The organism is Jeongeupia naejangsanensis, assembly GCF_016865585.1.
Lineage (GTDB): Bacteria > Pseudomonadota > Gammaproteobacteria > Burkholderiales > Chitinibacteraceae > Jeongeupia > Jeongeupia naejangsanensis.
Map to the genome: position 1 here is coordinate 58244 of NZ_JAESND010000010.1, position 15283 is coordinate 73526.

General features: G+C 65.6%; 19 protein-coding genes. 5 read left to right on the forward strand and 14 right to left on the reverse strand.

Translation table 11 applies throughout. From position 1 onward, the window contains the following. Positions 1 to 37: 37 nt before the first annotated feature. The 5 genes from JMJ54_RS16390 to JMJ54_RS16410 all read right to left on the reverse strand — a co-directional run bounded on the left by JMJ54_RS16390 (position 38) and on the right by JMJ54_RS16410 (position 2613). Entirely contained in the window at positions 38 to 493 is a 456-nt protein-coding gene (locus JMJ54_RS16390) for a hypothetical protein (RefSeq protein WP_203539637.1), read from the reverse strand. Beyond that, positions 465 to 902, reverse strand: a complete 438-nt coding sequence (locus JMJ54_RS16395) for a prepilin-type N-terminal cleavage/methylation domain-containing protein (protein ID WP_203539638.1) — start codon at positions 900 to 902, stop codon at positions 465 to 467. Before JMJ54_RS16395 ends, JMJ54_RS16390 begins: the two co-directional genes overlap by 29 nt. Then, positions 896 to 1357 (reverse strand): type IV pilin protein, encoded by a 462-nt coding sequence (locus JMJ54_RS19470; RefSeq protein WP_203539639.1) that lies wholly within the window; start codon positions 1355 to 1357, stop codon positions 896 to 898. The genes JMJ54_RS16395 and JMJ54_RS19470 overlap by 7 nt, the downstream gene beginning before the upstream one ends. A gap of 118 nt (positions 1358 to 1475) precedes the next feature. Beyond that, entirely contained in the window at positions 1476 to 1835 is a 360-nt protein-coding gene (locus JMJ54_RS19475; protein ID WP_275411138.1) for a family 1 glycosylhydrolase, read from the reverse strand. Further along, a complete protein-coding gene (locus JMJ54_RS16410) occupies positions 1726 to 2613 on the reverse strand; it encodes a 5'-nucleotidase (RefSeq protein WP_203539640.1) in 888 nt (295 codons plus the stop codon). Before JMJ54_RS16410 ends, JMJ54_RS19475 begins: the two co-directional genes overlap by 110 nt. 70 nt (positions 2614 to 2683) lie before the next feature. Here JMJ54_RS16410 and JMJ54_RS16415 point away from each other — a divergent pair, with 70 nt between their 5' ends. Beyond that, positions 2684 to 3388: a glutathione binding-like protein gene (locus tag JMJ54_RS16415; protein ID WP_203539641.1), complete on the forward strand. Its 705-nt coding sequence runs from the start codon at positions 2684 to 2686 to the stop codon at positions 3386 to 3388. Positions 3389 to 3433: 45 nt separating this feature from the next. On the opposite strand, the gene JMJ54_RS16420 is transcribed toward JMJ54_RS16415, so the two are convergent. From JMJ54_RS16420 to JMJ54_RS16440, 5 genes are all read right to left on the reverse strand, one after another. After that, the gene (locus JMJ54_RS16420; RefSeq protein WP_203539642.1) at positions 3434 to 5587 is read right to left on the reverse strand and encodes a phosphocholine-specific phospholipase C; all 2154 of its coding nucleotides are present in this window, start codon (positions 5585 to 5587) and stop codon (positions 3434 to 3436) included. A 48-nt stretch (positions 5588 to 5635) separates the two neighbouring features. Next, complete coding sequence (locus JMJ54_RS16425) at positions 5636 to 5848, reverse strand: hypothetical protein (protein WP_203539643.1); 213 nt, start codon at positions 5846 to 5848, stop codon at positions 5636 to 5638. A gap of 12 nt (positions 5849 to 5860) precedes the next feature. Beyond that, positions 5861 to 7909 (reverse strand): alkaline phosphatase family protein, encoded by a 2049-nt coding sequence (locus JMJ54_RS16430; RefSeq protein ID WP_203539644.1) that lies wholly within the window; start codon positions 7907 to 7909, stop codon positions 5861 to 5863. Between the two features lie 147 nt (positions 7910 to 8056). Beyond that, the gene (locus JMJ54_RS16435; protein WP_203539645.1) at positions 8057 to 8923 is read right to left on the reverse strand and encodes a LysR substrate-binding domain-containing protein; all 867 of its coding nucleotides are present in this window, start codon (positions 8921 to 8923) and stop codon (positions 8057 to 8059) included. Positions 8924 to 9014: 91 nt separating this feature from the next. Continuing rightward, on the reverse strand, positions 9015 to 10367 hold the full coding sequence (locus JMJ54_RS16440; protein WP_203539646.1) for a DUF2252 domain-containing protein: 1353 nt from the start codon (positions 10365 to 10367) through the stop codon (positions 9015 to 9017). A 234-nt stretch (positions 10368 to 10601) separates the two neighbouring features. Here JMJ54_RS16440 and JMJ54_RS16445 point away from each other — a divergent pair, with 234 nt between their 5' ends. Continuing rightward, complete coding sequence (locus JMJ54_RS16445) at positions 10602 to 11075, forward strand: VOC family protein (protein WP_203539647.1); 474 nt, start codon at positions 10602 to 10604, stop codon at positions 11073 to 11075. Between the two features lie 53 nt (positions 11076 to 11128). After that, positions 11129 to 11611 carry a DUF3291 domain-containing protein gene (locus tag JMJ54_RS16450; protein ID WP_203539648.1) on the forward strand — a complete coding sequence of 161 codons (483 nt, stop codon included), beginning with the start codon at positions 11129 to 11131 and terminating at the stop codon, positions 11609 to 11611. A gap of 47 nt (positions 11612 to 11658) precedes the next feature. On the opposite strand, the gene JMJ54_RS16455 is transcribed toward JMJ54_RS16450, so the two are convergent. Next, positions 11659 to 11988 carry a YegP family protein gene (locus tag JMJ54_RS16455; protein ID WP_203539649.1) on the reverse strand — a complete coding sequence of 110 codons (330 nt, stop codon included), beginning with the start codon at positions 11986 to 11988 and terminating at the stop codon, positions 11659 to 11661. 105 nt (positions 11989 to 12093) lie between these two features. Between JMJ54_RS16455 and JMJ54_RS16460 the strand changes: the two genes are divergently transcribed. After that, entirely contained in the window at positions 12094 to 12555 is a 462-nt protein-coding gene (locus JMJ54_RS16460) for a DMT family transporter (RefSeq protein WP_203539650.1), read from the forward strand. Between the two features lie 80 nt (positions 12556 to 12635). Continuing rightward, positions 12636 to 12884, forward strand: coding sequence for a hypothetical protein (locus tag JMJ54_RS16465; RefSeq protein ID WP_203539651.1), 249 nt, complete (start codon positions 12636 to 12638; stop codon positions 12882 to 12884). Between the two features lie 66 nt (positions 12885 to 12950). On the opposite strand, the gene grxD is transcribed toward JMJ54_RS16465, so the two are convergent. From grxD to JMJ54_RS16480, 3 genes are read right to left on the reverse strand one after another with little or no spacing between them, the layout of a single operon-like run. Next, positions 12951 to 13265: a Grx4 family monothiol glutaredoxin gene (gene grxD / locus JMJ54_RS16470; protein ID WP_203539652.1), complete on the reverse strand. Its 315-nt coding sequence runs from the start codon at positions 13263 to 13265 to the stop codon at positions 12951 to 12953. A 57-nt stretch (positions 13266 to 13322) separates the two neighbouring features. Next, positions 13323 to 14129, reverse strand: a complete 807-nt coding sequence (prmC, locus tag JMJ54_RS16475) for a peptide chain release factor N(5)-glutamine methyltransferase (RefSeq protein WP_203539653.1) — start codon at positions 14127 to 14129, stop codon at positions 13323 to 13325. After that, positions 14101 to 15213: a mechanosensitive ion channel family protein gene (locus JMJ54_RS16480; protein ID WP_203539654.1), complete on the reverse strand. Its 1113-nt coding sequence runs from the start codon at positions 15211 to 15213 to the stop codon at positions 14101 to 14103. Before JMJ54_RS16480 ends, prmC begins: the two co-directional genes overlap by 29 nt. Positions 15214 to 15283: the final 70 nt, after the last annotated feature.

The following is a 15283-nucleotide window of genomic DNA, read 5'->3' on the forward strand; positions in this document are numbered from 1 at the left end:
ATGATGGATATCCCGCGCTGGGGGCGCATGGCCGGCATCATGATGCCGGTACCGGGGTCGTGCTGATGACGATCTGGCCGTTGCCGCCCAGCAGCTCCTGCGAGGCTGTTCCCGAATCGATCGAGACCGATACACCGGTCAGGACACTGTTGGCACTCAGCGTGACCGAACTTACGCCCGGCGCGCTCACGGTCACCGCAGCCTTGCTGCAGTTGACCGTGGACGGCAGCGCATTGCTGCCGACAGCAATGCTGGGGCTGGTGCCGCACAGCGCATCGACACCGGTCGTGGCCAGTTTCTCGCGAATGTCCGACACCGCCATGTTCTGGGTATTGGTCAAGCGTTGCCCGACCGCGGCCCGCGAGGCCGCGTAGGTCAGGCCCAGACCGATCGCAGCCATCAGGAGGATGCCGATCAGGGCTTCGAACAGCGCTTCGCCACGCTGGCGGTGCGGGCGGGCACGTTCAGTGCAGATTGCCGGTTGCCGATTCATTGCCGTCACTCACTGTGTAGTTGGACGAAGTCGCCAGCCCCTGTGCGGTCAGGCCAAGCGTCCATGCGGTGTTCGCACCGATCGTGATCGATGTGTTTCCTGATTTGCTCGCCTGCCAGACCGCGTTGCTGGCACCGCAGCTCGACGGTGCGCCTTCGCAGACGAAGAAGCTGTCGCCGGTGAGCGTCAGCACGGCGGCGGTCGCCGTACCGTCCTTGACGCCGTTAGGGTTGCGCAGCGCGATGGCCTTGGCATGGGCGAAGCCCTGCTTCAGCGTGCTTTCGACCTGCTGGACGCGCGCGCTCTGGCCCCAGCGCTGAGTGAACGGGATCCCGACCGCCAGCAACAGCGCAAGAATGGCGATGGTGATGATCAGTTCAATGAGCGTGAAGCCCCGGTGGATCACCACTTGCCCATCCCGCCGCACGCGGCCGTGGAACTGGTCGGAGTTCGGGTGCCGTCGCTTTTCAGCGTCAGCGTGCAACCGTTCATGCCGCCCTTGCCGGTTGCGGTCAGCGTATAGAGCTTGGTCGACGAGCTGTAACCGTACGTGTAGTCGAAGTCGGCATCCTGCGCCGGCGCCCACGACGTCGCCACGACCTTGGTGTCGGACGTCGTCGTCGTCGGGTTGGTCGAAGGCACCGGATAGGACAGCGTCTTCTGGTAGACGTTTTCCACTGCCAGCGACAGGCTCACCAAGTCGGCGCCGGCCGTCTTGGCCTTGGCGCGCTTCACGTAGTTTGAATAGGCGGGCAGTGCGATGCTGGCGAGAATGCCGATGATCGCGATCGTGATCATCAGTTCGATCAGGGTGAAGCCGGCCTCGGCACGTGACCGGATCCGGCCGTTTTGACTCAGAAGCATGTGATTTTTGTCGTGCAAAAACAGGGGATTCGGACAATTTATCACAGCTGTAAGTCAATCACATAAAACCCCAGCAATCCAGGCAAAGACTTTGTGTAAGCGGAGCAATTACGCTGATCTACGGCAAGATTTCGCCATGGCACGCGATCAGATCGCGAGACCAGAAGAGGCCATCCCTTCGTAGCCGGCGCAGAAATTGGTGGAAGTGGTCGACCGCGACATCGCCGTTGCTGCCCATGAAGATGCGTCCAGGTTCGCGGATAAACACATCCCGTACCGACGGACCTTTGCCGTCGGCCTTCCGCGCACCCTCGACCCGATACGCCGCCGACGCGGTGCCGCGACGAATGTCCGTTGCCGGCGACGCGCTAGCCGTTGGCGATGCCGGCGAGCACCTGTCCGGTCGGCCCGGCCTGTGCGGCCGAGCGGCAGTGGCCGGCCTGGTCGTCGAAGAAGAAGTCCGGCCCGAGCGCGGCAAGAAACGGCCCCTTCTCGAGCCCGCCAAGAAACATCGCCTCATCGATCTGGATGTGCCAGTCCATCAGCGTACGGATCGCGCGTTCATGGGCCGGCGCGCTGCGCGCGGTGACCAGCGCGGTACGGATCTTCATCGGCGACTCGGCCGACTGCAGCCGGTGCAGTGCTTCGAGGAATGCCTTGAACGGCCCGGCGGCCAGCGGCTCGCGCGAGTGCGCGGCTTCGTGGGCATGAAAAGCCGGCAGACCATCGGTCTGGAAGACACGTTCGGCGTCATCGGAGAACAGTACCGCGTCACCGTCGAAGGCGATGCGGATTTCGTCGGGATGTTCGGCCGCACGTACCGAGTCCGGATAGACGTGCGCAGCCGGAAAACCGGCGTCGAGCGCCGCGCGGATGTCGTCGGCATTGGCCGACAGGAACAGGTTGGCCTTGAGCGGTCCGAGATAGCGGTACGGTTCGCGCCCCTGGGTGAACACGCCACGCTCGAGTTTGAGACCATGCGCGCCGGCCGAGTGGAAGACCCGCAGCCCGCTGGCCGGATCGTTCCGCGACAGGATCACCACTTCGACCCGATGCTCGCCGTCGGCATTGAACGCCAGCAATTTCTTCACCAGCGGCAGCGCAACGCCGGCGGCGGCGGTTTCCAGCCGCTCCAGCTGCAATGCCATATAGGCAGCGGCCTCGCCCGACTCGAACACGCGGTTCTCTTCCTCGAAGTCGAGCAGCGCGCGTGAAGAAATTGCCACGACCAGCTTGTTATCCAGCGTAAACGGCATCATCTCGATCCGGTTGGCATCCCCACTGCAGTGTAACAGCCCGTCCCGCGCGGGACGGCAGGAGCGCACCATGATCGACCTGTACTACTGGACCACGCCCAACGGCCACAAGGTCAGCATTTTTCTCGAAGAGACCGGCCTCGATTACACGATCCACCCGGTCAACATCGGCAAGGGCGAGCAGTTCGACCCGGCATTCCTGAAAATCGCCCCGAACAACCGCATCCCGGCCATTGTCGACCAGCACCCGGTCGACGGCGGTGCGCCGATTCCGCTGTTCGAATCGGGCGCGATCCTGCTGTATCTGGCCGACAAGACCGGCAAGCTGATCCCGCAGGACCTGCGCGGCCGCAATGCCGCGCTGCAATGGCTGTTCTGGCAGATGGGCGGCCTCGGCCCGATGGCCGGGCAGAACCACCATTTCAGCCAGTACGCGCCGGAAAAGCTGCCGTACGCGATCGAGCGCTACGTGAAGGAAACCGCCCGGCTGTACGCGGTGATGGACAAGCGCCTCGGCGAAGCGGCCTATCTGGCCGGCGACGAGTACAGCATCGCCGACATCGCCGCCTATCCGTGGGTGGTGCCGTACGAACGCCAGGGGCAGGATCTGGCGAACTTCCCGAACCTGAAGCGCTGGTTCGACGCGATCGCCGCGCGCCCGGCAGTGCAGCGCGCCTACGCGAAGGCCGAGGCGATCAACCCGCCCAAGCCGATGGACGAAGCCGAGAAGAAGATCCTCTTCGGCCAGGACGCCGACACCGTGCGCAAACACTGATCGGTCCACGCGGCCCGTCCGCCGTGGGCGGGCCGGATGCTTCGCTCAGCCCGGCATGCCCATCGCCGGATCGCTGTTGCTGTGCCTGCCGGTTTCAATCCGGCCGGCAAAGCGCCGGGAGAAACCGCCCGCCGCGCTGACGCTGAAGTCGTACCAGCCGCCCGTCCATCCCAGCTGCCAGTGCTGTTCGATCTGCATGCCCGCCGGGACGTCGAACACCCACGGGCCGTCCTGCCGGTAGGCATTGGGCCTGACCGTGAACGTGCACGCGGCGGTGCCGGTGTTCAGCATGGTCAGGTACACCGCGTTGCCGGCCACCTCGTAACAGACCCGGATTTCCGGATTCGCGCCACCGGCGGCAACCACAGCGGTATCGCCCTGGAAACCGCGGTGAAAACCGTTCGGCCCGAGCACCCACAGGTCGTACTTGCCCGCGTCGTTGCGCAGCGTGTCCCACAGGTCGTCGAGCTGTTTGCCCGCTTCCACGGTATAGCGGCGCGGTATCCGGTCCAGATGCAGCCGGTCGTACACGTGGAACACAGCGCCGGCAGTCCCGGTATTGCTGAAGATCAGCCGTACGCCGCCCACCGCCGTATCGGCACGGGCGCTGACATGCAGCTCGTACGGCAGCGCGCGTGATGGCCGCACGCCCGGCTGCTGCACCGGACGTTGCTGCTGCGCTTCGGCCGGCAGCGCGACCTGCGCCAGCGCCTGCTGCTGGGCGCGGATCGTGTCCGCCTGGCTGCGGGTCAGCGCCGGCATGGCCGGCAGCTTTTCGGTGTTCGGATTGACGAAGTTGAACGCCGAAGTCAGATCGCCGCACACGGCGCGGCGCCAGGCGGAAATGTTCGGCTCGAACACGCCGAAACGCTGTTCGAGGAAGCGGATCACCGAAGTGTGGTCGAACACCTGCGAGTTCACCCAGCCGCCGCGGCTCCACGGCGAAATCACGTACATCGGCACCCGCGGCCCGGGGCCGTAAACGCGCTTGTCCGGCGCCGGCTGCGATGTCGTGCCCGGCGCGACCGGGTGGGTATAGCGCTCGAACGCATCGTCGACCGTCGACAGCCCGGCACTGCTGCCGTCCGGATTCAGCGACGGTGCCGACGGCGACGGCACGTGATCGAAGAAACCGTCGTTCTCGTCGAAATTGACCAGCAGCACCGTGCGGCTCCACACCTCGGGATTCGCCGTCAGCGCTTCAAGCACCTGCTGGATGTACCACGCGCCCTGGATCGGGCTGGACGGGCCGGGATGCTCGGAATACGTGGCCGGTGCGACGATCCACGACACTTGCGGCAGGCTGCCGGCGGCGACGTCGGCACGCAGGCTGTCGAGAAAGCCGCCGTCGGGCATGGTGTTGCCCACCCCCTTGTAGAGCGGACTGATCGCGTCATGCCCCGCCGCATACGGAATGTAGGGGCTGCCGGCGGAGGTATTGCCGATTGCCTCGTTGGCCTTGCGGTACTGGCGGAAGCCGGCCAGCGGGTTGTCGCCGAAGTTCTCCGGCAGGTTCTGGTACACCTTCCAGCTGACGCCGGCCTGCTGCAGGCGCTCCGGGTACGTCGTCCACGTGTAGCCGGTGCCAGACGGACCGAGATCGTCCCACTCGTTCACCACCGCCGCCACGCCGGCACCGGTCGGGCCGTTGGTGCCGGTCCAGAGGAACAACCGGTTGGGGTTGGTGCCGGCATGCACGCTGCAATGGTAGGCGTCGCACAGCGTGAACGCATTGGCGAGGGCAAACTGGAAGCCCAGCTCCGCCTCCTTGTAATACCCCATGGACGCATTGGTCTTGTAACGCGGCCACTGGTTCATGCGCCCGTCGTCCCACGCCGTGTGGGCATCACCCCACGAATGCGGCGTGCCGCTGACGCGCTGCGCATTGCCCTTGCTGCTGTCGAGGTGGTACGGCATCACCACCCGCGTGCCGTTGCTTTGCTCCCAGACCGACTTGCCGCCGGCAACGGGAATGCTGAAACGGTCGCCGAAGCCGCGCACGCCCGGCAGCGTGCCGAAGTAATTGTCGAACGAACGGTTTTCCTGCGTCAGGATCACCACGTGCATGACGTCGTTGATCGTGCCGGTGGCGTTGTTGGCGGGAATCGCCAGCGCCCGGCGGATCGCCGGCGGAAACATCGCCATCGTCGAACCGATGGCCGCGGCCTGAAGGAATTTGCGTCGATTGAAGGTCGTCATGATCTGCTTTGGATGGCGGCGGGCAGGACGGTCGCCTGCCCCGCAAGGTCAGGGGGCGCAGTGCTTCTGCGGCTGCGATGCATTCGGCGGCACCGGCGTCGGGGTCACCGGAATCGGCACCGCCGTGGGCGCCGGTGACGGCGCGGGCGACGGTGCCGCCCCTGCGCTGTCGTCATTGCCGCCGCACGCGGCCAGCGACAGGCTCAGGGTGGTCGCCGCCAGCAGGCGGCCCGCACTCGGGAAGAAGGGCGTGGGTGTCATCGTGTGTTCCGCTTAGGGGTTGAGCGTGGTCAGCGAGCGGTTCGATGCGTAGATCGAACGCAATTCGGTCAGCGTCAGCACGCGCGACCACACCGCGAAGTCGTTGAACTCCATCCGGCCGCGCGGGGTGGCGCAGCTGGGCGTGCCGCAGTTCCGCTTGTAGTACTGGCCGGTGCCGTCCTCGTTCAGGCCCAGTACACCCAGACCCTTGAGCTTGCTGATGTCGGTATTGGCGATGGCCTTGTTCTCGGTCTTCTGCTCGCCGATGACCGGGTCGAACAGGTAGGCGCTCATTTTCTTGTTCGCCGCGTCGACGCTCAGCGCCAGATACGCCCACTGGTTGGCGCTGAAGCGGGAGCCGCCGATTTCGTCGCGCACACCGCCGCTGCCGATGTTGAAGCGCACCTCGCAGCCGGTGAACATGCCCAGCGCGATGCCGGCATTCGAGCCGCTATCGTAGTTCTTGTTGGACACGATGGCCGCGCCGTTGCCGGTGCCCATGACGCAGTCGGTCCGCAGCCAGAAGCCGATGGTGAACTGCGGCAACCCGGCAAAGTCGGCACCGTTCTGCACCAACTTGTAGCCGGTACTGCCGCCGGCATCGGCGACCGTCCCGTCGATCCGGAGTGCCTTGGCGCCGAAGGCATCGGCGACGAGGCTGCCGCTGTCGACACCGATGGCCCAGTTCTGCAGCACCGATCCGTTGCGGGCATCGGTGATGCCGCCGTCGAAGCCGTAGAAGTACAGCAGGCCGTTGGTGAGCGTGCGTTCGAGCACGACCGGTTTGACGTAGTCGAGCTGCGCCAGCAGGGAGACCGGAATCCCGTTCGCCACCACCGTGTAGTTGAAGCGGTACAGCCCCGACGCAGCCTGCGCGACGCTGCTGTCGGTGTATGCCGTCGTATCGCCGGGCAGCGTTTGCAGCTTCAGGCCGTCGCGCCAGATTTCGATGCTGCGGCTGGCGTCGGAAAACGAGCGCCAGCCCAGTTGCACGCTCGCGTGATCGCTGCCGGCCTTGCCGCGCAGTTGCGCCACCGCCGGATCGGCGAGCAGCGGGGCGCCGTCGATGGCGTGGCCGGCCAGCGCCGGCTGCGCACCGGCAAACGCCAGCACCGTCGGGGTGATGTCGGCCAGGCTGGCGCGGGCGTAGAGCGCGTCGAAACTGTCCGGCGCCGCATCGTCGCTGCCGAGCAGCGCGTTGCCGTCGCGGTTGAGCGCGATGAAGGTCAGCGCGTTGTCGAGCACCGGCAAGCCGTCGCTGCTGCCGGTTTTGGCCAGGCCGTGCGCCGCGGTGACGACGATCAGCCAGTCTTCACCTGGATTGGCCGCGGTCCGTTGCGCCACCGCAGCCTGCAGGCGCCCGACGGCCGCGTCCAGATTGCCGAGCACGTTGCGGTAGCCCTGCTGGAAGCCGCTGCTGGCAGCCGCATCGGCAGGTGAATGGAACTGCGCGTAAACCAGATCGTAACCGTCGCGGATCCGGGCGCTGGCGCCATCGGCGACACAGCTGTCGACCCCGGCGCAATCGGTGAGGCTGTCCAGCCGGCCGGCGTTCTGCTCGCGTGCCAGCAGCTGCGCCAGTGCCGGCGATCCGGTCACGCCGGCCGTTTTCGCGCTGCGGCCGTCCTTCAGCAGCTTGAAGACGCTGTCGGCCTGCATCGCCTGGCCCGGTGCATCCGAGCGGACCTGGTGGCGGTTGGCCCAGCTGCCGGTCAGCAGGGTCGCCCAGCCCGGTGCATCGAGCGTGGGCTGCTGCGTCAGCGTGCCGTTCACGCCGCCGCTGTAGGCAGGCCGCGCCTTGAGCGTGGCGAGATTGGGCAAGCGCCCCTGTGCGATGCCTTCCTTCAGCTGCGGATAGGTCAGCCCGTCCAGCTCGACCAGCAGCACCTTCCGTGCCGCGACCGAAGGCGCCGGAGTCGGGACGGGCGTCGGCGCCGGTGTCGGGCGGCCATCGGGCATCGTCGTCCCGCCAGTCTGGCCCTCGTCCCCGCCGCCACATGCCGCCAGTGCGGCCACCAGCACCAGCGCGCATCCGGCGCGAACCTGTTTCTTCCACAACATGTGCTGCTCCCTTCGACGCGCCCGCAGACCGGTTCGCAAGTGATGGAGTCGGCCGACTCCGCTTGCGCCCCAGCTTAGGGAGGCAGCACGTCAGCATCATTGCCATCGCCGAAGATGGACTGATGCCGGTATTGGCAAAACTCGGGCTCAGCCGCCGACGGGATGCACGTGTTCGAGGAAGGCCTGCAGCAGCCGGGAGCCGGCCCGCTCCTTCAGGTGGTAAAGGTATTCGGACAGTTGCGGCGCGGCGGCGGCAAAGGGAATCGCCCGCAGCTCGGGGTGTTGCGGCACCTCCGACTGCGGCAGCAGGCTGCAGCCCATTTCCCGGTGGATGGCCGCAATGATCGCTTCGCGGCTGCCGATCACCATTGCCGGTGCCGGCACGATGCCGGCCGTGGCCAGCGCCGCTTCGGTCGCCTTGCGCGTCATCGAGCCTTCCTCGCGCAGCAGCAGCCGCACCGCACGCAGCGCGTCGAGCGTGACCGAGGCACTGCGCGCCAGCGGATGATTGCGGTGCACCACCAGCAGCAGCGGATCACGGGCCAGCAGCACGCGGGTCAGCCGCGCGTCGTCGATCGCGTGCGACGACACGGCGATGTCGAGCCGGTGGTCGACGAGCATGTCGATGATCTGCTGCGAGTTGCCGACGTCGAGCGTGATGCGCAGCTGCGGATTCGCCCGGCCGAAGGCATCGATGCTCGACAGGATGTAGTGCGGGCCGGTAACGCCGACGCGCAAATGGCCGGTACGCAGGTCGCCGGCGTTGCGCAGCGCGAAATCCGCATCGCCGAGATGGCGCATCAGCCCTTCGGCCATCGGCAGCAGGCTGACGCCGGTTTCGGTCAGGTCCAGCCGGCTGCCGCGCCGGTGGAACAGCGCCACGCCGTAGGCCTCTTCCAGCTGGCGGATCCGGCTGGTCACCGTCGGCTGGCTGACGTTCAGCCGTTTGGCGGCGATGGTGACGCTGCCCTGGCGCGCCACTTCGAAAAACGAGGACAGCAGGATCGACAGCATCGGCGCCACCGCGGGACAAAACCGGCAGCGTAAACGGCGAATGTGACAGCCGGCGCGGTGCGCAAGGCCACCGCGCCGGTCAAACGGCAGATCAGTACAGCGGCGTGCCGGCGCTGTAGGCCGACTTGAACGATGCCCAGTCCAGCGCGACCTGATCGGCGTAGCTGAACGCGAACGACACGATCTCGGCCTGCAGCCCGCTCTTGCTGGTGACCGCAGTGCTGATTTCGGCGTCGATACCGTACGGCACCACGGTGTTGTCGTAGTCCTTGTCCGCCAGCGCATGCGCGCTTGCCAGCGCCTGGCCGACATAGGTCATCGCGGTATTGAGCTTGCTGCTCGACGACAGCTGCGTGGTGTCAAAGTCCTCCTGGAACGGCGACTTCTCGCGGATGAAGTAAGGCTGGCCGTTGATCGTCGTCGAACCGACCAGCACGTCGGCATTCAGCACCTGTGCCTTGGCGGTCCGGGCGACGCGGTTGCCCTCGTTGCCGGCATACGCCGACGACGGCAACTGGCCCGGCAGCACCGTGGCGACCGCGCTGGTCGTCGACTGCTTCACTTCGAGGATCACGTCGTCGCTGGTCGAGGTGGTCGGGCCTTCGATCAGGATGTAGTAGCGCAAGCGGCCGAGGCTGCCGGTGCCCGAACCGAGCTTCTGGTGGATGTCCTTCACCGTGTAGTAGCTGGCCGCGTACTGCTTGGACGCGGCGATCGACGCGATGTAGGCCGGCACCGCGCCGGCGATCATGCTGTAGGTGCCGCTGGTGACGGCGACCAGATCGGACTTGTTCTGGAAGGTACGCGTGCTGCCCGAGACGCTGGTGTACTTCGACAGCAGGTCGGCGCGGGTATTGCCGTTGGCGTCGTCGATATTGGTCTTCACGTAGCCGCTGGTGCCGCCGCTGACGAGCTGGAAGGTCTTCTCGTCGTCGTTGCCCTTGAACGCGGCCAGCTTGTCGACATAGGCGCCGACGAGGGTGTTGATCGCCGTGGTGATGTTGCTGTCCGAAATGCCGTTCTCGCGACCGGCGAGAACGACGCTGGTCGCCATCCGGCGCAGGTCCCACACGTACTGGCCCAGATAGCCTTCGTCGAAATCGTTGACGGTGAAGACCGACTTGCCGCTGCTGTCGCGCTGCGCGCCGACGTTGGCCAGATGCGTGTCGCCGCCGAGCCAGGTGAAGGCGGTATTGCTGCTGGTGTAGCTGGATGCCGGCAGCGTCGTCGTGTCCTTGAAGAAGATGTGGTTAGTGCCGCGATAGAAGTAGAACGCGCTGCCGTTCATCTTGCTCATCTTGGTCGCCAGCTCGGCGCTGGCCTGCGCCGCATACGGATGGTTGTAGTTGTAGATTTCGGTGGTGACGAAGGACGGACGCGACGTCGCGGCAAAGGCGGCCGGAACGGCCAGGGTCAGGGCAAGAACGAAGGACTTGTAGTGCACGGGCTCACTCCGGTGGTTTCTGCTTTTGCGGCGGCGCCGTCCAATGCAGATATTAGGGAAAGCACGTATTCGACCAAGCACAGATGACACGCCGGCGACGCAGGCATGACAAACGCATTGCAGCGTCGGTAACTGGCAAAGGCCGGCCACCGGTCGGCCTTTGCGGGTAAGCCGCTACTTATGCGCTAAGCCGGGTAACGCGCGCCCGGCGCGATCGGTATCAGGAGACGTACGATGCACACGATCACCCCCTTCCTGTGGTTCGACGGCAACGCCGAGGCTGCGGCCGAGTTCTACGTGTCGGTCTTCCCGGACTCGCGCATCACCGAAACGCTGCGTTACGGCGAAGGCATGCACTTCCCGACGGGTACGGCACTGACGGTCGGCTTCGAGCTCGACGGCCAGCGCTTCACCGCGCTCAACGGCGGCCCGCAGTACACCTTTTCGCCGGCCACGTCCTTCGTCATCCATTGCGATGGTCAGACCGACATCGACCGCTACTGGGCGGCCCTCGGCGACGGCGGCCAGGTCCAGCAATGCGGCTGGCTGACCGACCGATTCGGCGTCACCTGGCAGGTGGTGCCGCGCGACATCGCAGCGCTACTCGGCGGCGACGATCAGGCCGCCGCCGGCCGGGCGATGCAGGCCCTGATGACGATGACGAGGATCGACATTGCCGCGTTGCGGGCCGCAAGGGCCGGCGGATAAAATTTCCGATATATTTCGAAAACCTGATGCACAAAGAAATATTTGGAGATGCCGTGTCGACGTACCAGCTCGCCCAACTCAACATCGCCACGCTGCTGGCCCCGCTCGATTCGCCCCAGCTCGCCGGCTTCGTCGACGCGCTCGACCGGATCAACGCGCTGGCCGAAGCGACGCCGGGCTTCGTGTGGCGGCTGAAGGACGAAGGCGGCGACGCCACCGCGATCCGCCACTTCGGCGACGACGTCATCGTCAACATGTCGGTCTGGAACGGCATCGACGCCCTGCACGACTACGTTTACCGCTCGGACCACGCGCAGATCTTCAAGCGCCGGCGCGAGTGGTTCGCCAGGATGGCTGATGCCTACATGGTGCTGTGGTGGGTTCCCGCCGGTCACGTGCCGACGCTGGCCGAAGCGGCCGGGAAGCTGGCCTTGCTGCAACGGCTCGGTCCGACACCGGATGCGTTCACTTTCCGCGATCCCTGTCCGCCGCCGGATGCCGTCGGTACGCAAACGGCGGCAGATGTCCTGCCGTAAAACAAAAGCGCCGCAATGCGGCGCTTTTTCTTCGGGCGGATGTCCGGTCAGACTTCGACGGTCGGCGAATCCGGGCCGTTCTTCTTGACCGACTCGATGCCGTTTTCCATCGCGGCCTTGCTGCTGTAATACTCGCTGCGGCCTATTTCCTGATGGTTGGCCGCCTTGAGGATGAAGTACGGCTCGCCGTTCTTGTTCTCGCGACGCTCGTAACGCTCTTCGAGCGGCGAGTTGGTCTTGACCGACTCGATGCCGTTCTCGGCCGCGGCCTTGGAACGGTACAGTTCGCTGGTGAGAATCACCTGGCCGTTGGCGGCCTTGAGGTTGAACATGTGCTGGCCGTCCTTGGCCAGTTTGAGTTCGTATTTTCCCGACATTGTTGCCCTCCTGATCGAAATGGCCCAAACCATACTGAGCGGAATAAACATCGTTGGCGCCCGCGTTGCGGGGTGCACATTAAAGTATGGGAAAGGAGGGTCATCATGCAACTGATGTATTTCCTGCTGGCGACAGCAATCGGGCTTGTCATTCCGCTGCAGGCGGCCGTCAACAATCATGTCAGGCTGCTGATCGGTGGCAGCACGGTGCTCGCGGCGCTGGTGTCGTTCGGCGTCGGTACGATCACGCTGGGTCTGGCCGCGCTGCTCACCGGCCAGCGTTGGGCCGGACTCGCCAATCTGTCCAATGCCAGCGCGTGGCAACTCGGCGGCGGCGTGCTCGGCGCCTTCTTCGTGTTCGGCTCGACGCTGATCGCCCCGCGCATCGGTGTGGCGGCGATGATTTCGCTGATCATCGCCGGTCAGGTCTGCGCCTCGCTGCTGTTCGACCGCTTCGGCCTACTCGGCATGCCGCTGCGCGAGGTCGGCGGCTGGCGGCTGCTCGGCGCGCTGCTGGTAGTGATCGGCGTCGCGCTGGTCAACTTCGGCGACCGGCTGCCGCGCTGATACAACGGTGTCATTTTTTACCGTGCACCGGTGTGCAAACTGCCGGGATTTTCGCAACGGACCGCGCGATCATCCACCGCATGAACACGACCTTCCGCCACCTCGGCACCACCTTCGCTCCGCTGATCGGCATCGCCTTCGCCACGTTGCTCACCGTCGGCCTGCTGCAGCTCGCACGCCAGCAACTGGTGCACAAGCCCGTGCTGCAGGATGCGGCGATCAAGCTCACCGACACGCAGCTCGCGTCGGCCGCCGACTGGATCGCCGCGCATCGCGGCACCGATTACAAGCAGGAAGCCGGCAAGCCGTGGGCGATCGACAATGGCTGACCCCGTGACCGTCGCGCATGAAAAAACCCGCCATCAAGGCGGGTTTTTTATTGGCCGGCGTGTCGCTCAGCCCTCGATGCCTTCGAGCATCTTCTGCAGTTCGCCCGATGCGAACAGCTCTTTCATGATGTCCGAACCGCCAACGAACTCGCCCTTGATATAGAGCTGCGGAATCGTCGGCCAGTTGGCGAATTCCTTGATGCCCTGACGGACTTCCGGATCTTCGAGCACGTTCACCGCGGCGAACGACACGCCACAGTTCTTGAGGATCTGCACCGCACCGGCGGAGAAGCCGCACATCGGGAATTGCGGCGTGCCCTTCATGTAAAGCACGACCGGGTTAGCGGTTACGGTCTGGCGAATGGTGTCTTGTGCGCTCATGGCTGCCTCGAAAACTCGATTGATTTACTCGGGTAATTGTACTGGCTCGCGCATCGGTCAAGCAAGACGACCGCCGCTGACCCGGTCGAGCCCAGCCAGATCGGTCCATGTCTGCACGTCGGCAAAGCCGGCTTCGGCCAGCAGCGCCCGGCTCGCCGGACCCTGATCGAAGCCGTGTTCGAACAGCAACCAGCCGCCCGGAGCCAGATGATCACCCGCGCCTTCGACAATGCTGCGGATGTGCGTGAGGCCGTCGGCAAAATCGGTCAGCGCGCCCTGCGGCTCGAAGCGCAGGTCGCCCTGCACCAGATGCGCATCGCCGGCGACGATGTACGGCGGGTTCGAAACGATGACGCCGAAGGTCTGCCCTGCCAGCGTCGCGTACCAGTCCGACAGGTAAAGCACGACGTTCGCACCGAGCGCCTTTGCGTTGCCGCGTGCCACCGCCAGCGCATCGTCGCTGATGTCGACGGCGCTGACGTCGAGGTCGGGACGTTCAAGCTTGATCGTCACCGGAATGCAGCCCGAGCCGGTGCCCAGATCGACGACGCGCGCGCCCTGCCCGGCACGTTCGAGCGCCAGTTCGACCAGCAGCTCGGTTTCCGGACGCGGGATCAGCACGGCCGGGCTGACGGCAAAATCGCGGCCGTAGAATTCGCGCACGCCGACCAGATACGCCACCGGCTCGCCGTTGCGGCGCCGCGCCACCAGCGCCTCGAACGCGGCGATCCGTTCCGCCGGCAGCACGTCGTCGCCGTGGCCGATCAGCCAGGCGCGGCCGACCTGCAGCGCATGCTGCAGCAGTACGCGGGCGTCGATGGCATCGAGTCGGGCATCAGCAAGCAGTTGTCGGGGTGTGGTCATCAAGGGTGGCCGGTGCGGCGGGATCGAGCTGCAGGCGCCGTGTCGGCTGCGCCACGCGCGCGCCATGCAGGGCAATGATGGCCATGATTTCGACCAGCACCACCTGCTTGACGCGATGGAACTCGACCCAGTTGGTCGTGTGCGTGAAACAGTAGACGAAGAACTGCAGCGACGATTCGCCGAAAGTATCGAAATTGACCATCAGTATCTGGCTGTCGTCGATGTCCGGATGCGCGATCAGCATCGCGCGCACGTCGTCGAGCAGCGCCGGTACCACGTCGATGTCGTCATAGCGCAGGCCGATCGTTTCGCGGATGCGGCGATGGCTCATGCGCGACGGATTTTCGACGCTGATGGTCGTGAAGGCGGAATTGGGCACGTACAGCGGCCGCTTGTCAAAGGTGCGGATCGTCGTCAGCCGCCAGCCGATCTCCTCGACCACGCCCTCGATATCGCGGTCGGGCGAGCGGACCCAGTCGCCGACGCCGAACGGCCGGTCCAGATGGATCATCACGCCGCCGAAGAAATTGGCCAGCAGGTCCTTGGCGGCAAAGCCGACCGCGATCCCGCCGACGCCGCCGAACGCCAGCACGCCGGAGATCGAAAAACCCAGCGACTGCAGCGCCACCAGCGCGGCGGTCACCAGCACCGACACGCGCAGCAGCCGGCTGACCGCCATCGTCGTGGTCGGATCGGCGCCGGGGCGGCTGGCCAGCAGCGCCCGCGCGGCGCGATCGATGAAGCCGACCAGGAACCAGCTGATCAGCACGATCACCGCCAGCACCCGCAACGGCGGCACATACTGGAACACTTCGGACACCGCATGCGGTTCGGCCAGACCGGCCGCCACCGACAGGCCCAGCACCCACACCAGCCACGCCAGCGGCCGGTGCGCGGCACCGATCAGTGCGTCGTCCCAGTACGTCTGCGTGCGCTGCGCCAGCCGGCTCGTCAGCCGGGTCAGCGCAAGCCGGACCAGTGCGTTGGCAAACACGGTGACGAGGACGACGGCAAACACCTCGTACACCCATGTGTCGTTGCGGTAGATCGTCTGCATCCATTGCCAGACGGCACTATCGGCCATGCTTCCTCCCTCGGTCATCGCGGCTCATCCTCTGGATGACCCGGCGTTTCGCGCGGGCGTTCCCGGTCTT

Excerpts from the sequence above, each read along its gene's own strand:
- JMJ54_RS16390 (WP_203539637.1), bottom strand. The coding sequence starts at position 493 with ATGAATCGGCAACCGGCAATCTGCACTGAACGTGCCCGCCCGCACCGC.
- JMJ54_RS19470 (WP_203539639.1), bottom strand. The coding sequence starts at position 1,357 with ATGCTTCTGAGTCAAAACGGCCGGATCCGGTCACGTGCCGAGGCCGGC.
- JMJ54_RS16410 (WP_203539640.1), bottom strand. The coding sequence starts at position 2,613 with ATGCCGTTTACGCTGGATAACAAGCTGGTCGTGGCAATTTCTTCACGC.
- JMJ54_RS16415 (WP_203539641.1), top strand. The coding sequence starts at position 2,684 with ATGATCGACCTGTACTACTGGACCACGCCCAACGGCCACAAGGTCAGC.
- JMJ54_RS16420 (WP_203539642.1), bottom strand. The coding sequence starts at position 5,587 with ATGACGACCTTCAATCGACGCAAATTCCTTCAGGCCGCGGCCATCGGT.
- JMJ54_RS16425 (WP_203539643.1), bottom strand. The coding sequence starts at position 5,848 with ATGACACCCACGCCCTTCTTCCCGAGTGCGGGCCGCCTGCTGGCGGCG.
- JMJ54_RS16430 (WP_203539644.1), bottom strand. The coding sequence starts at position 7,909 with ATGTTGTGGAAGAAACAGGTTCGCGCCGGATGCGCGCTGGTGCTGGTG.
- JMJ54_RS16435 (WP_203539645.1), bottom strand. The coding sequence starts at position 8,923 with ATGCTGTCGATCCTGCTGTCCTCGTTTTTCGAAGTGGCGCGCCAGGGC.
- JMJ54_RS16445 (WP_203539647.1), top strand. The coding sequence starts at position 10,602 with ATGCACACGATCACCCCCTTCCTGTGGTTCGACGGCAACGCCGAGGCT.
- JMJ54_RS16455 (WP_203539649.1), bottom strand. The coding sequence starts at position 11,988 with ATGTCGGGAAAATACGAACTCAAACTGGCCAAGGACGGCCAGCACATG.
- JMJ54_RS16460 (WP_203539650.1), top strand. The coding sequence starts at position 12,094 with ATGCAACTGATGTATTTCCTGCTGGCGACAGCAATCGGGCTTGTCATT.
- JMJ54_RS16465 (WP_203539651.1), top strand. The coding sequence starts at position 12,636 with ATGAACACGACCTTCCGCCACCTCGGCACCACCTTCGCTCCGCTGATC.
- grxD (WP_203539652.1), bottom strand. The coding sequence starts at position 13,265 with ATGAGCGCACAAGACACCATTCGCCAGACCGTAACCGCTAACCCGGTC.
- prmC (WP_203539653.1), bottom strand. The coding sequence starts at position 14,129 with ATGACCACACCCCGACAACTGCTTGCTGATGCCCGACTCGATGCCATC.
- JMJ54_RS16480 (WP_203539654.1), bottom strand. The coding sequence starts at position 15,213 with ATGGCCGATAGTGCCGTCTGGCAATGGATGCAGACGATCTACCGCAAC.